Source organism: Lacibacter sp. (genome assembly GCF_035299325.1).
GTDB lineage: Bacteria > Bacteroidota > Bacteroidia > Chitinophagales > Chitinophagaceae > Lacibacter.
Genome location: NZ_DATGWT010000030.1, coordinates 84,594 through 99,338, shown reverse-complemented (window position 1 = coordinate 99,338; position 14,745 = coordinate 84,594). Strand labels below are relative to the sequence as shown.

The following is a 14,745-nucleotide window of genomic DNA, read 5'->3' as shown; positions in this document are numbered from 1 at the left end:
TTTTTAAGGAGTTGTGATGAAACAGTCTGCCATTTGCGATATCATTACAGTTTTCACCCGCCCTTGCCCCTCAAAGGAGGGGAATAAAAAAGTCCCGCTGCAAAGCGGGACCCATTGTGCAAGTAACCGTTAGAAGTTACGAGGTGTTTTATACTTCTAACAAAGTCTTCACGGGATCTTTTCCGAACAATAACAGTTCAGGATTTTCCAGTAATTCCTTTACACGAACTAAAAAGCTCACACTCTCTCTTCCATCTATAATTCTGTGATCATAACTTAATGCCAGGTACATCATTGGGCGAACCACCACTTGTCCGTTCACCGCCATTGGTCGCTCCTGAATTTTATGCATTCCTAAGATAGCACTTTGTGGTAAATTAATAATGGGTGTACTCATCAAACTTCCAAACACACCACCATTGGTGATGGTGAATGTACCGCCGGTGAGTTCTTCCATCGTTAATTTATTATCTCTTGCTTTACCAGCTAATTCAACTACTTTCTTTTCTACATCAGCCATACTCATGCTTTCAACATTGCGCATTACCGGCACCGTTAAACCACGTGGGGTAGAAACTGCAATGGAAATATCTGCATAATCATGATAAATAATTTCTTCTGCATCAATGGATGCATTCACCGCAGGCCATTCGCTTAATGCAATGGCACAAGCTTTTCCAAAGAAACTCATAAAGCCAAGATTCACACCATGTAATTCTTTGAATTTGTCTTTGTACTTGCTGCGAATCTCCATGATACGTGTCATGTCCACTTCGTTGAACGTGGTGAGCATGGCAGTGGTATTCTTACTTTCCACCAAACGACGACTGATCGTTTTACGCAGGTTGCTCATTTTTTCTTTCCGCACATTACGGCTAAACAACTCTGCACCTTTGAATGCCTGCTTGCCAGGATTGGAGATCGCCTGCAACACATCATCCTTTAATATCTTTCCACCGGTACCAGATGCTTTGATGGTTTGCGGATCAACTTTCTTATCAGCAATAATTGCTGCTGCAACGGGTGTTGCTTTAATATCATTTGCTACTGCCGTTACCGGAGCAGTTGATTTCGTTTCTTCTTTCTTTGGTGCTTCTGCTTTTGCCGCTGCAGGCGCTTCAGCAACTGCTGCTCCTTCAGGCTTAGTTGCTGTTTCATCGATCTGACAAACAACATCACCAATATTGAGCGTATCACCTTCCTGTGCACCATGTTTCAGGATACCTGCTTTTTCAGCGTTGATCTCAAACGTTGCTTTTTCACTTTCAAGTTCAGCGATCACTTCATCACGCTCTACCCATGCTCCATCGGGCTTGGTCCATTTTAATAATGAAACTTCACTTATCGATTCACCTACAGTGGGAACTTTTATATCAATCATATCAATTCGTTGGTTGAGAGTGTTGCAAATTTCGGGGAAAAACAGATAGAAACATAAGAAAATACCTGCTTAAAAACCGTTTACTCAATAAACCCATCCCTTTGCTAAACCGGACTGGTGAGACAGACTGCACCGTATTACTTTCGTTTCAACAATTAACCTACAAACGTTTTATGAAATACATCTTAACCGGATTATTGGCAGTGGCTCTTGCTAACGGGGCTTCTGCTCAAAACGGACTGATCATTACACCCGGCGCACAGCTAACTATGAGTGGCAATGCCACACTCACCTTGCAAAACGCTAACCTTGTAAACAACGGCACCTTTGAGCCGGGTAATGGTTCAGTAAGAATGACGGGCACAGCAGCAGGCAATATAAGTGGTAACAACCCTGCTGCTTTTTTTAATCTTCTCATTGCCAACAGCGCAGGCATTCAATTGCAGAATAATATCAGCATCATCAATCAACTCGATCTTGCCGGAATGTTTCATGCCAATAATTTTGGCATCAGCCTTGGCACAAATGCATCAATCATAAATGAAACGGAACTGCATCGGATAACTGATATTACAGGCAATACCGGTCATGCAACAACAAGAAGGAATTTTGCATCACCGTTAGTTAGTATCAATCCGGGAAATCTTGGTGTTGAATTTGTAAATGCTCCTGCATTGGGAAACACTACCATCACCCGTTACGCAAGTGTATTTGTACAGAACGGAAGTTCAAGCGGCCGCATCAAACGTTATTACAATATTGAACCGGCGAACAATAGTTCGTTAAATGCATCGGTTCGTTTTTATTATTTCGATGCGGAATTAAATGGTGTTGATGAAGCCACTGCTATTTTATGGAAGAGTACCAATAACGGGCAGAGCTGGACAACCATGCAACCCGATGCACGCAACACAACGTTGAATTATTTGCAAAAGGATGGAGTGGATGATTTTTCACTTTGGACAATTGGTGGTGCAAATCTTAACAGTCCGCTTCCTGTTGTGCTTACTTCATTTAATGCTGAATGTAAACAGGAAGGTGCACATCTTGTATGGTCAACTGCAATGGAGCAAAACAGTCATGTATTTATCGTAGAAAAAAGTAAGGATGGTTTTAGCTGGAATGAAGTGGGTGTGATAGATGCAAAAGGAACAGCAGCTGATTACAAATTCAATGATAAGGAAGCAGGCACTGCTTACTACCGGTTGAAGCAGGTTGATGTGGATGGCACGTTTACTTATTCAAAGATCATCCGCAGCGATTGTGAAATTAAAAAGATCACTGTGATGTTATACCCTAATCCTGCAAGTGAGTATACAGAACTTGTTTTTAATTCGGATAAAGCATTCAACACAACCATCCATGTGATTACTAATAATGGACAAGTTGTAAAGCAACTCCAAACGCCGGTACAGCAGGGAAACAATAAAATAAGAATCAACCTGCCGGGATTAAGCAGTGGCACTTACATCATCCGCATTAACCATGAAGAACTGAACATCAGTAAAACATTCATCAAACAATAAATGAATTTAACTTTTACGGGTCTGTTGGTTTTAGGTTAAAACAGAAAACCCCTCAATTGAGGGGTTTGTTATTTAGATTCTTTGATAGTTTCTACTCGTTATTCTTAAATTCCAAATGCTGTATCAATAATCTCTGCTTGCTCCTGTTGGTGCACTTTATTATAACCTGTAGCTGTTGATGCAGAAGCCGAACGACTGATGACACCATAGTTGATTTCTTTCAGGTTCATTTGCAGGAATGAAGCTGCACCCATGTTCAGTGGTTCTTCCTGTATCCAGAACCAGGTAGCTTTGCTGTATTTATTATATAAAGCTGTTAACTGTTGTACAGGTAATGGATAAATCTGTTCCAAACGAACAATGGCAACATCAGTACGATTATCTTTTGCTTTGCGTTCAGCCAGATCAAAATACATTTTACCACTGCAGAAAAATACTTTCTTCACTTGTGCTGCATCCGGACTGGTTGGATCATCAATCACTTCTTTAAAACCACCACTTAAAAATTCTTCTTTCAGTGAATAGCTTCCTGCATGACGCAGATTTGCTTTGGGTGAAAAGTTGATCAATGGTTTACGGAAACTCCATGCCAACTGGCGACGCAATGCATGGAATAAGTTAGATGCAGTGGTAATATTTGTTACCACCATATTCAACTCAGCACACATTTGCAGGAAGCGTTCCATTCTTGCACTGCTGTGTTCAGGGCCTTGTCCTTCGTAGCCATGTGGCAACAACATGGTAACACCATTCATACGATTCCACTTTTGTTCTCCGGCAGCAATAAACTGATCGATCATTGTTTGCGCACCATTACAGAAATCACCAAACTGTGCTTCCCATAATACCAAAGCATTGGGGTTAGCCATTGCATAACCATATTCAAAACCAAGCACACCATATTCACTCAACAAAGAATTGTAAATACGGAAATGACCGGCTGCACCTTCAATATGTGCAAGTCGGTTATACGCTTTATCAGTTACTTCATCACGCAATATTGCATGGCGATGTGAGAATGTACCACGACGAACATCCTGTCCGCTCATACGCACATCATTACCATCGATCATCAAACTTCCATAAGCCATCAGTTCACCGGTTGCCCAATCAACTTTCTGCTCGTCGTTGTATAATTTTATTTTATCCTGGATGATCTTTTCAACTTTCTTCAATGGCTTAAAATCATCGGGCCATTTCATGATCGATGAAAATATTTTATCAAAGTTGGCTTTGCTGATGGCTGTTACAGGTGATTGTAAAAAATCTTCAGCTGTTGCACGACGCAAACTCTTCCATGCAAGTTCAGGTGCCTGGTAATGATAAGGAAGTGGATTTTGTTTCACTTCATCCAGTCGTTCCTGAAGATCGCTCCAGAATTTCTTTTCCATTTCCTTCGCCAGCTCTTTTGCATCGGGCTCACCATTCTCCAATAAATAATTGGTATACACTTCACGTGGGTTCGGATGTTTATCAATCAACGCATATAAATGCGGTTGTGTAAACTTCGGATCGTCGCCTTCGTTATGTCCGTGTTTACGATAGCAAACCATATCAATAAAGACATCACTATTAAATTCCTGGCGGTAACGTGTGGCAATCTCCACAACTTTCACTACAGCTTCTGCATCATCACCATTAACATGAAAAACAGGAGCCTGCACCATTGATGCCAATGATGTACAATAATCGGCACTGCGTGCATCATTAAAATCAGTTGTAAAACCGATCTGGTTATTGATCACAAAATGAATGGTACCTCCTGTATAATAACCTTTCAGGTAACTCATCTGCAATACTTCATACACCACACCCTGACCTGCAACTGATGCATCACCATGTATAAGAATCGGAAGAATTTTATCAAAGTTGCTGTTGTACATGATATCAGCCTTTGCACGGCTGAAACCTACCACAACAGGATCAACTGCCTCAAGATGCGAAGGGTTTGGCATCAATTTAAGATGTACCGTTTTACCATCTAATGTTTCCACTTCACTGCCATAGCCCATATGATATTTCACATCACCACTACCCATGGTTTGATCCATCTTGGCAGTACCTTCAAACTCACTGAATATTTGCTCATAGGTTTTGCCCATGATATTTGCCAACACATTCAAACGGCCACGATGCGCCATACCGATCACTACTTCATGCACATCATTATTTGCAGCGGTATTAATGATTGCATCTAACGCTGCAATGGTTGTTTCACCACCTTCAAGTGAAAAGCGTTTTTGACCAATATATTTTGTATGAAGAAATTTTTCAAACATGACCCCCTGGTTCAGTTTTTCCAACACACGCTTGCGTTTGTTTAACGGAAGGGGCTGATGAAATTCCTTTTCGAATGCATTGGTAAGGAAATCAACTTTTGTTTGATCACTGATATATTTAAACTCAACGCCTACATGAGATGCATAGCATTTTTCCATGTACTGCTGAATATTGCGCAATGTTGTTTTCCCAAGCCCGATCAATTGACCTGCATGAAATTCTTTATCAAGATCAGCTTCGTTGAAACCATAAAATGCCAGTTCAATATTTGCACCACGATCTTTCCGCTTGCGGATGGGATTTGTTTTTGCCAACAGGTGACCTTTGTTGCGATAACCAAGAATCATGCGGTAAGCCATGATCTCACGCATCCAATCGATACCGGCCGGAGCGGTTGTACCCGAGCCATTTAATGCAGGAGCAGCTCCGTTTGCAGCCCCGCTGCTTACAGCAAAATCAAACCCTTCAAAGAACCGCTTCATATCGGGATCAACACTGCCGGGGTCTTTTACAAAATCGGAATACAAGCTTTCGATATACTGAGGATGAGAGGCAGTGATGTATTGAAAATCTTTCATGTGTTTCTTTTCTAATTGATTTTAGCCACATAGTATTCGCCATAAAAGTCAACTTCGCCGGCTGACATAAATTGCTCGTTGATTTTTATGGCTCGTTTCATATTGGAGGTTGATAATCGTAACTTCTTAAAAAGGAGCACAAATATCGGTTGTTTTCATCAAAGCCGCATAAGAGAGTCCACTTGATTTTGTCATTTTTCCTCTAATTCACAGGCATTTAGAACGAACAGCTGTTAATCAAAGCCCCTCATTTCAGGTTTGATCATTTGTTATGATTGGCTTGCTATTACACGGGAACGATTGCATAAATGGTGAGGCTGAATGTTTCATGAGCCGATGCTTTATCCACAATCCGGGTTTACAGCGGTTGAAACTGGCATTTTCGGTCAAAAAATCTATTACCCTTGGCTGAAATTTGAATTTTTCCCCTACCTTTGCCGTCCGAAAAAATAAGATATGGCAAATCATAAGGCTACCAAAAAAGATGTTCGTCAGAGTGCAACCCGCAGAGATCGCAACCGTTATTACGGCAAAACTACCCGTAATGCCATCCGTGATCTGCAGGCGATCGCTACCGGAAAAGAAGCAGGTGAGCAATTACCGGCTGTTGCTTCCATGATCGACAAATTGGCGAAGCGTGGCGTTATTCACAAGAACAAAGCTGCTAACTTAAAGAGCAAGCTTACGAAGAAAGTGAATGCGTTAGCAAAGTAAACTTCCTCTACCGAAAGATATTTTAAACCCGTCTGTACAAGACGGGTTTTTTTATTGAGTTCATACCTGCATTTACCCGATTACATAAAAAACAACCCTTTTCTGTGCCAGCTTAGTTTACTTGCCGTTGCAGGTAAATCCTGTTCCTTAATTTTATAGCCCCCAACTATTACAACATGAGAAAACTGTTTGTTGCATTGTCCGTATTCAGCCTGTTCAACAGCTTTGCCCAACTTCCCGTTACACGTTATGAGACATCGAAAGGAAAAGAAAGTGTAACTTATTATGAAGCGATCGATGCCTGGAAAAAGATCGATAAAGCATCTCCCTTTGTTTCAATGATAACGATGGGGCCAACTGATGCCAACGAACCTTTGCATTTGGTGCTGGTGAGCAGTGATGGAACTTTTAAACCTGAACAATGGCAGCAAAAGAACAAAGTAGTGATACTGATCAACAATGGCATCCATCCCGGTGAACCCGATGGTATTGATGCAAGTATTTCGTTGGTGAAAGATATTGTTACAAAGAAACGTTCATTACCGGCGAACGTGGTGCTGGCAGTTATTCCTGTATATAATATTGGCGGAAGTTTGAACCGCAGTGCATTTTATCGTGTGAGCCAGGATGGGCCCACTGAAAAAGGGTTTCGGGGTAACTCACAGAACTTTGATCTTAACCGTGATTTTATCAAGAACGATTCAAAAGAGGCAAAAAGTTTTGCGCAGATCTTCCATTTGGTTCAGCCGGATATTTTTATTGACAACCATGTAAGCAATGGCGCCGATTATCAACATGTGATGACCTTACTTACATCGCAACACAACAAACTTGGTGGGAAGCTTGGCGAATATCTTAACCAGACATTTGAACCGGCCATTTATAAAAGCATGAAGGCAAAAGGTTACGACCTTCTCCCCTACGTCAATAATTTTGGCGACAGTCCTGAAACCGGATGGAGTGCTTACTGGGATGGGCCACGTTACAGCAGTGGTTATGCATCGCTCTGGAACACATTTGCCTTTGTGCCTGAAACACATATGCTGAAACCTTATCCGCAACGAGTGGAAGCGACCTATCAACTGATGGTGAGTATGATGGAGTTTGCAACAGCCAATCAAACAACCATTAAACAACTACGTACTCAACAGCAGAAGGAACAATTAACACAGCAACAATTCCCGGTTGGCTTTACACTCGACCGTAGCCGTTTTTCTGAAATATTGTATAAAGGATATGAGGCGGGACGCAAGCCAAGCAATGTTTCGGGTTTACCACGTTTGTATTACGACCGTACTAAACCATTTGAAAAACAAATTAAGTTCTATAATTTTTTCAATCCGAAAACCATGATTGAAAAACCAACGGCGTATATTATTCCGCAGGGTTGGTGGAAAGTCATCGACTTGCTTACGATCAACAAGGTGCAGATGCGCCAGTTGAAAAAAGATACAAGCATTGAAGTGGAAGTGTATCGTATTGATGAGTATAAAGCTGCTCCACGACCTTATGAAGGTCATCATCTCAATTCAGACGTAAAGACCAGTAAAACGGTTCAACAAGTGAAATTCCGTAAAGGTGATTGGTATATACCAATGAATCAAAAAGCCAATCGTTTCATTATGGAGGTGCTGGAACCAACCGGTGATGACAGCTATTTTGCCTGGAATTATTTTGATGGCATTCTTGGGCAGAAAGAAGGTTACAGCAGTTATGTGTTTGAAGAAACGGCAGAAGAGTTTTTGAAGCAAAACCCTGCTGTAAAGCAAAAGCTGGAAGAACGCAGAGTAACTGATACGGCCTTTGCAAAAAGCGGAAGTGCGCAACTTAACTTTGTGTTTCAGCATTCACCGTACTACGAACCAATGCATTTACGTTATCCTGTGTACAGAATAAAGTAACTTCACCCACATAAAACAATCAGCTCATGCGTTTGCTCCATTTTTTATTATTGATCAGTATGTCATTCTTTATTTCATCAGCGGCTGTTAAGAAAACAAAAAAGATATTAGTGTTTTCAAAAACAGCTGGTTTCCGTCATGCATCAATTCCAAAAGGAAAAGAGGCGTTATTGCTGATGGGAAAGCAAAAGAATTTTCTTGTTGATACAACAGAAGATGCTTCTTTCTTTACCACAGAAAAACTAAAGCAGTATGATGCAGTTGTATTTCTCAGTACAACCGGCGACATATTAAACAATGAACAGCAAGCTGCATTCGAAAACTTTATCCGTTCAGGAAAGGGGTTTGTGGGTATACATGCTGCTGCTGATACGGAATACCAATGGCCGTGGTATAACAAACTTGTAGGTGCCTATTTTTTGAGCCATCCCAAACAACAGAAAGCAAAGCTCACCATAACAGATCATAAACATGCTTCCACCAAACACCTGCCACATGTGTGGGAGCGTTTCGATGAATGGTATAATTACAAGAGCAGAAATAACGATGTAAAAGTACTAATGACCATTGACGAAAGCAGTTACGAAGGTGGCAAGGAAGGTGCATATCATCCGATGGCATGGTATCATTCATATGATGGCGGTCGTGCTTTTTATACTGCATTGGGCCATACTGATGAATCGTTTAAAGAAGAAAACTTTTTGAAGCATTTGCAAGGTGGAATAAAGTACGCAATGGGTCGCAAATAATATTCTCCCATTCTTCAATAATAATTGAGGCCGCTTTACAGCGGCCTCAATTATTATACAGTTATATTGCTGCTACGATTACCCCTTCGGCTTTATCGTAATCACCGGCCCGTATTTTATTTTTGAAAACAATGCATAACTGAGCATCAGAAAGGCCATACCGTTACGGGCTTTATTACTTTCAGATACATCAATATCCACCAATCCAAACTGATAACCTGTTTGTAGCATCAATCGTTTACCAAGCCATGCACCTGCAGATGCAGTAGCGCCTGCGTCATAAGTTTTAATATCACCATAAATCGGTCGACCGGTTTGTTTTGATGAAAGCAGGAAAGATGCGTAGCCACCACCTCCAACAAAAAATCGTTTGCGTGCACCAAGATAAAACTGGTATTGAACAGGAATGGTGAGGTATTGCAGATCAACATTGCTGATATCATCTTTTCCATCGCCGTTTATATCGCCGGCTGCAACATTCACACCTCCCTTAAAATAAGAGGCATTGATCTGCAACCTGCTTTGGGGCAACTCCCGTGCATACCCAATGCTGAAAGCGTAGCCGGGTCTTGCCTGAGCAGTGTAACGATCAGCCAGATTTGTATTAGTTGTTTGCGACATGGATCCGCCAACACTGAGCGTTAAAAGATTGGGAGCAGGTGGAAGTGTATCCGGGCTTTCGCCATTGATATCATCAAACTTCATAAAATAATCACCGCTTGCCCGCAGCGTATCCTTTTTCTGCGTTATCTTTTTTTGGGATGTGCTTTGTGCAATGGCAGCACCTGAAATTAGCAAGAGAATAACTGTGATTAGTTGTTTCATGGCAGAACTGTTTTTGGTTTTAGTTTGATTAGTAGCTTTTTTGACAAATAGATTTGCCTCATTCCATCGTGAAACAAAGAAAACAATGATGATGAATACTTACTGCATACGGATTAGTTTACGGTGCAGCGTATTGAGTTAAAGGGAAGAAAACGTATGAATTATACAACTCTAATTGTCTTGTGCATAACACCTGCCTGTCGAAAATGTGTGATCTTACAGCAAAAACAACATGCCTCCATATACAATCCAATCAACCGAAGAACCCCGTAAAAATGAATTGCCGAAATTAACATCGCACATCATTGTAGAAATTGTTGAATACATACCTGATTCGATTGTAAGCAAGACAGTGATTAAAAAATCAGGTGGAGATGTAACGGCTACTTCAGTAGATGAAGGTGAAGAGTTCTGTGAAACAATCATGGAGTTTGACATCTATGTGCAGGTGATTGACGGGAAAGCTGAAGTAACGATCGATAAAGAACGATTCAAATTAAATCTTGGTGAAGGCATTATTCTGCCTGCAAATGTTGTGCATTGTTTCTATGCAAATGAACAGTTTAAAATGATCACAACAATGATCAATAACAATCAGAAAGAAGTAAGTGCTGCGGCATAGAACTCTATTTGAAAAGCGAAGCGATGATTGCTTTGCCTGATTTACTCATCTTACGTGGGCTTCAGATGAAAATATATTCACTACTCATTATTCCTTCATCCACATCACTGAATTCTCTTCACCAAACTCATTCGGCTCTCTTAATTCATTTGCAGGATCAACAATCCATTTACCATCAACAACAAATTTGTACACATGTTTGCCGGGCAACAGGTGTTGTTCAATGATCCACTCATTACCTTCTTTGCGCATTGCAAATGAACCGGGCGACCATTCGTTAAAACTGCCTGCAAGACAAATACGTTTTGCATTGGCATAGCCTTTTAAACGGAATGTATGATTCGGCGACAGGATCAATGTTTCATTCGGTTTCTCTTTACCTGTTAGTGCATCAACAGGCTTTCTTCCATCTACTTCAAACGTATATTCATAATTACCATGACCTAACACATATGGGAATACCCAGCCGCTATCCGTCTTGCGCATTTCCAATTCATAATTGCGCCATTGGTTAAACGAACCCATGAGCATCACTTTCTTTGCATTGAGATTTCCTTTCAACAGGAAAATATATGGCTTACCGATTGTTATTACTGAGTTGGTTTCACCAAACTCATTGGGATATTGTTGGGTATTAGCCGGATCGGCGAACCAATTTCCATCAGCCACAAAACGATAGGTATGTGTTCCTTCAGCCAGGTAAACATGTTTCAGCCAACCCTCTCCCCAACGTTCCATTTTCATCTCATCACGATTCCAGTTGTTAAAACTACCTGCAACAATTACTTTCTTTGCATCAGCGTAACCAGCCAATGTAAATACATAGTTTGTTTTGTAGTACACCGAATTATCATTCCCTTCCCCATCGTTTTCAACCAAGGCATTATCCTTATCGATCGTCCATTTATCATCTACAATAAATTTATAGTAATGCTTGCCGTGGCCGAGTTTCACTATTGCGATCCAGCCACTGTCAACCTTCTGCATGGCTAATGCATCAGGATTCCAGTTATTGAATGTTCCTGCCAGCATTACTTTTCCTGCATTGGAATTGCCTTTACAGAAAAACGTAACCAACGAATCTTTTACAGCAAACGGATATTTTTTTACAAAACGGTTTATGCCGTACAGCGGTTCTTTATTGGCATAGCCATAACCGTTATTGAAATGTTTTTGCGCCAGCAGAATTTTTTCAACAGGGTCAGTTAGCTTGTCGGCGGCTAACATATTCTTGCTCAACACCAGCATTTCACCATTATTTAAATTGATATCCCATCCCAGCTTCAACAATGAATCGGGGCGGTTATTTTTAAAAAATGTTTTGAGATCGAGTTCCTGTAAACTGTACTGTGTTACAAATGCATCAAGTTCTTCCGCAGGTATATTTTTGCTGAGTGTAATATAGATGTGCCCCTTCTTTACCACAAATGCCTTGATGGGCGGTTGTGCATTGGCGTTACTGCCTATCAATACCAGCAGCAACACGGTCAGCAACAGCTTCCGCAAACCTGTGAATAAAGGTATGTTCCGCATCATTTCCATATGTACATCTTACGCTTTACAAAGTTAAACCCAATTTTGTGCATGGAAAGAAAATCGAACCCAAGCATGCCATCTAAACACCTGTCGTATGCAAAACACATTTTCTCCAGGTTTGTTACCAGCACCGGCATACTTGTAATGGAACGGTCACCCATTTTCAGATTGCTCATATCGCCATACAACGCATCTATTTTTTTATTACCTGCTCCATTTAATACCATGCGCCGGGTTATTATCACATTATCCAATACGTTCTCAGATAAACGGCTGTCGATAACATTCGATTCTGCCCCTGTATCAACAAGAAAGGTGAGTTTTTTGTTACCCATTTTACCATAGGTCAGTATTTTATTCTGCATGATATCGATGGGGAATACAGAATAAGTGGATGTATCTGCAAGCAGATGATGCTGATAATTTTTTCCATCTTTTTTTGTAACGTGGTGCAAATGAATTTCGCTGTTCTCATAATCAATGATCATTTCAAACTGTTTGAACAACTGCACACCCAGTAACCCGAATATTTTTATACCCTTGCTGTTCTCAATATGTCCAAGATTGATACGATCAGCCTCCACTTTAAAATAATTCACTGATCCGAAAGAGAGTTTTTTCACCATCGTGTGTCCATAACCTGCCACAGATCCTGTAATACCTCCGCCATCTTCGCCGGCATAATGTTCTGTTAGTGGATAATCTCTGAAATAAGTCATGTTCAGAATTAAACCCGGTGCACCGGTATCAAGTATAAAACTTCCTTCAATAGCATCGGCCTTTGCTTTAATAAGTATAAGATTTCCTGCACGGCTGAAGGGAAGAATAAAATCAGTACTGTCTGTTGTAACGACGGGATCACGTTCGAATGGGTTGGCAGCAGCGGTTTTTTGTTGCGCATTTCCATAACCCAACACTGCTTTCGACGAGTCTTTACCGGCAACTTGCTGTGCCTTGCTGTTAGCTGCAGTTAAAAACATAACTGCGGCAACCAATAGCTTTACCGGTAATAATGATGACATAAGGTTTATACAAAACAAAAATAGCAATGTGGACTTTTATTTAACTACCAGCAAACAATTGCTGTAACCACTCGCCTATTTTAACATTATACGTTCACTAACAGAAAAAGGTTACGGGAAACGTCTTTTGCATTTTCGTTTGAATGATTATCTTAATGCATGATCTCACCTGAAACCTTTCGTGAAATTGCAGGTTCGTTTGCTGAAGTTGTGGAGCAACCGCATTTTGAAAAAACATCGTTCCGTGTAAAGAAGAAAATCTTTGTTACGCTTGATGAAGCTAAGAGCATTGCCTGCGTAAAATTTTCTGCAACTGATCAATCGGTTTATTGTCTCATTGATGATACACTCATCTGGCCAGTACCAAATAAATGGGGCAAACAGGGCTGGACACTCATCAATCTCAAAAAAATAAAAAAGGACTTGCTGAAAGATGCACTTACATCAGCTTATTGCTGTGTGGCACCAAAGGCATTAGCTGCGTTGTACCAAAAATGAAAAATCCCCCGCAATACGGAGGACTTCCATTAACCCAAAAACATCTTAAATCGTTCACGTTCTCAAATGGGTATATAAATAGATTTCCTAAAAGGGGTTTTCAAACAATCGCTTTCAATGGTCGGAGTGCGTTTTTTCGGAATGGATCTAAAAACGGAGCCGACGCAAAGGTAAAGCGTCGGCTCATGTGGCAGGAATTGAATGAGTCGCTTCCATGCCTTAAAAAGTTCAGTTTTATTATTTATAACATTTTCTGTGAAATCTTATTCCTTGATGAGGTTTCCGGAACCTGCCAGCTTCGATTTAATGTCGGGCGGGTTGCCATAATAATGGATATCACCTCCTCCGGCTACACGCACATCCAGTTTCATACTGGCAAATAACCACACATTGCCCGAACCTGCAATACTGATCTTTGCATTCTCAGCTTTCAGGTCTTTCATCATCACATCACCACTGCCCGCCACATCAATATCAAGGTCACGGGTGTTGCCAAAACCTTCGGCCTTACCGCTACCTGAAATATTTACGTCAACCTGCGGAGCATCCACTTCCTGCAGTTTAATATCGCCGCTGCCTGCAATGCTTACTTTGATCTTTTCAGTGGAAGTAATTTTTGTTTCAGCCACCATATTGCCACTACCTGCAAGACTTACACTTTTGTATTTGGGTGATTTCACATACACTTTAATGTCTTGGGATGGACGGATATTCATACCGCTTTTTGTGCGGATGCGGAGTACCCCGTTCTCAATCGTGGTTTGAATATATTTCATCAGGTTTTCATCGGCTTCGATCCTGATCTCGTTTTCATCGGCCTGGCTAAAGAATACATCGAATGCCCCTGAAGCTTTTACAGCATCAAAGCGTCCCTCACTACGGGTACTTGTAATGATGTTGCCGTTACCTTTCACCCGCCTGGTGGTGCAGGAACTGAGCAGGAAGCCCGAAATAAAGAGAAGAACGGCTCCGTAGAAAAATTTTGTACGCATGTTGTTTTTTTGGTTTAATGGTATGATAAGAATGCATAATGAGACGCATGCGGCCGCTACAGGTTACAATTGTTGCTCACTCTACAGTTAAAAAGGGTTAAAGCCGGAGCGTAACAAATGT

The 14,745-nt window shown here is 41.0% G+C and carries 12 protein-coding genes; 6 read left to right on the top strand and 6 right to left on the bottom strand.

Going from position 1 to position 14,745, the window contains the following annotated elements; translation table 11 throughout:
• Window positions 1-148: 148 nt before the first annotated feature.
• Window positions 149-1,381, bottom strand: coding sequence for a 2-oxoglutarate dehydrogenase complex dihydrolipoyllysine-residue succinyltransferase (gene odhB, locus VK159_RS18125; RefSeq protein WP_324231579.1), 1,233 nt, complete (start codon window positions 1,379-1,381; stop codon window positions 149-151).
• A gap of 173 nt (window positions 1,382-1,554) precedes the next feature.
• On the opposite strand from odhB, the gene VK159_RS18120 reads away from it, so the two are divergent.
• Entirely contained in the window at window positions 1,555-2,907 is a 1,353-nt protein-coding gene (locus tag VK159_RS18120) for a T9SS type A sorting domain-containing protein (protein WP_324231578.1), read from the top strand.
• 104 nt (window positions 2,908-3,011) lie between these two features.
• Here VK159_RS18120 and VK159_RS18115 read toward each other — a convergent pair whose 3' ends face one another.
• The gene (locus VK159_RS18115; RefSeq protein WP_324231577.1) at window positions 3,012-5,765 is read right to left on the bottom strand and encodes a 2-oxoglutarate dehydrogenase E1 component; all 2,754 of its coding nucleotides are present in this window, start codon (window positions 5,763-5,765) and stop codon (window positions 3,012-3,014) included.
• Between the two features lie 456 nt (window positions 5,766-6,221).
• On the opposite strand from VK159_RS18115, the gene rpsT reads away from it, so the two are divergent.
• The 3 genes from rpsT to VK159_RS18100 all read left to right on the top strand — a co-directional run bounded on the left by rpsT (window position 6,222) and on the right by VK159_RS18100 (window position 9,129).
• Window positions 6,222-6,479: a 30S ribosomal protein S20 gene (gene rpsT, locus VK159_RS18110; RefSeq protein ID WP_182801617.1), complete on the top strand. Its 258-nt coding sequence runs from the start codon at window positions 6,222-6,224 to the stop codon at window positions 6,477-6,479.
• 176 nt (window positions 6,480-6,655) lie between these two features.
• Window positions 6,656-8,380, top strand: coding sequence for a M14 family metallopeptidase (locus VK159_RS18105; protein ID WP_324231576.1), 1,725 nt, complete (start codon window positions 6,656-6,658; stop codon window positions 8,378-8,380).
• A gap of 26 nt (window positions 8,381-8,406) precedes the next feature.
• On the top strand, window positions 8,407-9,129 hold the full coding sequence (locus VK159_RS18100) for a ThuA domain-containing protein (RefSeq protein ID WP_324231575.1): 723 nt from the start codon (window positions 8,407-8,409) through the stop codon (window positions 9,127-9,129).
• 78 nt (window positions 9,130-9,207) lie between these two features.
• Here the strand turns inward: VK159_RS18100 and VK159_RS18095 are convergent, their stop codons facing one another.
• Window positions 9,208-9,954, bottom strand: coding sequence for a porin family protein (locus tag VK159_RS18095; protein WP_324231574.1), 747 nt, complete (start codon window positions 9,952-9,954; stop codon window positions 9,208-9,210).
• A 232-nt stretch (window positions 9,955-10,186) separates the two neighbouring features.
• Between VK159_RS18095 and VK159_RS18090 the strand changes: the two genes are divergently transcribed.
• Window positions 10,187-10,576: a cupin domain-containing protein gene (locus tag VK159_RS18090; protein WP_324231573.1), complete on the top strand. Its 390-nt coding sequence runs from the start codon at window positions 10,187-10,189 to the stop codon at window positions 10,574-10,576.
• An 87-nt stretch (window positions 10,577-10,663) separates the two neighbouring features.
• On the opposite strand, the gene VK159_RS18085 is transcribed toward VK159_RS18090, so the two are convergent.
• Together VK159_RS18085 and VK159_RS18080 are read right to left on the bottom strand one after the other, a co-directional pair.
• Entirely contained in the window at window positions 10,664-12,112 is a 1,449-nt protein-coding gene (locus VK159_RS18085) for a hypothetical protein (RefSeq protein ID WP_324231572.1), read from the bottom strand.
• Window positions 12,109-13,134 carry a pepsin/retropepsin-like aspartic protease family protein gene (locus VK159_RS18080; protein ID WP_324231571.1) on the bottom strand — a complete coding sequence of 342 codons (1,026 nt, stop codon included), beginning with the start codon at window positions 13,132-13,134 and terminating at the stop codon, window positions 12,109-12,111. The genes VK159_RS18085 and VK159_RS18080 overlap by 4 nt, the downstream gene beginning before the upstream one ends.
• 159 nt (window positions 13,135-13,293) lie before the next feature.
• Here VK159_RS18080 and VK159_RS18075 point away from each other — a divergent pair, with 159 nt between their 5' ends.
• A complete protein-coding gene (locus VK159_RS18075; RefSeq protein WP_324231570.1) occupies window positions 13,294-13,632 on the top strand; it encodes an MmcQ/YjbR family DNA-binding protein in 339 nt (112 codons plus the stop codon).
• A gap of 263 nt (window positions 13,633-13,895) precedes the next feature.
• Here the strand turns inward: VK159_RS18075 and VK159_RS18070 are convergent, their stop codons facing one another.
• Window positions 13,896-14,624, bottom strand: coding sequence for a head GIN domain-containing protein (locus tag VK159_RS18070; RefSeq protein WP_324231569.1), 729 nt, complete (start codon window positions 14,622-14,624; stop codon window positions 13,896-13,898).
• Window positions 14,625-14,745 lie beyond the last annotated feature (121 nt).

What these genes read in the sequence shown, in the direction of transcription:
- rpsT (WP_182801617.1), top strand. Translation starts at nt 6,222, where the DNA reads ATGGCAAATCATAAGGCTACCAAAAAAGATGTTCGTCAGAGTGCAACC.
- VK159_RS18095 (WP_324231574.1), bottom strand. Translation starts at nt 9,954, where the DNA reads ATGAAACAACTAATCACAGTTATTCTCTTGCTAATTTCAGGTGCTGCC.
- VK159_RS18080 (WP_324231571.1), bottom strand. Translation starts at nt 13,134, where the DNA reads ATGTCATCATTATTACCGGTAAAGCTATTGGTTGCCGCAGTTATGTTT.
- VK159_RS18075 (WP_324231570.1), top strand. Translation starts at nt 13,294, where the DNA reads ATGATCTCACCTGAAACCTTTCGTGAAATTGCAGGTTCGTTTGCTGAA.
- VK159_RS18120 (WP_324231578.1), top strand. Translation starts at nt 1,555, where the DNA reads ATGAAATACATCTTAACCGGATTATTGGCAGTGGCTCTTGCTAACGGG.
- VK159_RS18115 (WP_324231577.1), bottom strand. Translation starts at nt 5,765, where the DNA reads ATGAAAGATTTTCAATACATCACTGCCTCTCATCCTCAGTATATCGAA.
- odhB (WP_324231579.1), bottom strand. Translation starts at nt 1,381, where the DNA reads ATGATTGATATAAAAGTTCCCACTGTAGGTGAATCGATAAGTGAAGTT.
- VK159_RS18085 (WP_324231572.1), bottom strand. Translation starts at nt 12,112, where the DNA reads ATGATGCGGAACATACCTTTATTCACAGGTTTGCGGAAGCTGTTGCTG.
- VK159_RS18070 (WP_324231569.1), bottom strand. Translation starts at nt 14,624, where the DNA reads ATGCGTACAAAATTTTTCTACGGAGCCGTTCTTCTCTTTATTTCGGGC.
- VK159_RS18090 (WP_324231573.1), top strand. Translation starts at nt 10,187, where the DNA reads ATGCCTCCATATACAATCCAATCAACCGAAGAACCCCGTAAAAATGAA.
- VK159_RS18105 (WP_324231576.1), top strand. Translation starts at nt 6,656, where the DNA reads ATGAGAAAACTGTTTGTTGCATTGTCCGTATTCAGCCTGTTCAACAGC.
- VK159_RS18100 (WP_324231575.1), top strand. Translation starts at nt 8,407, where the DNA reads ATGCGTTTGCTCCATTTTTTATTATTGATCAGTATGTCATTCTTTATT.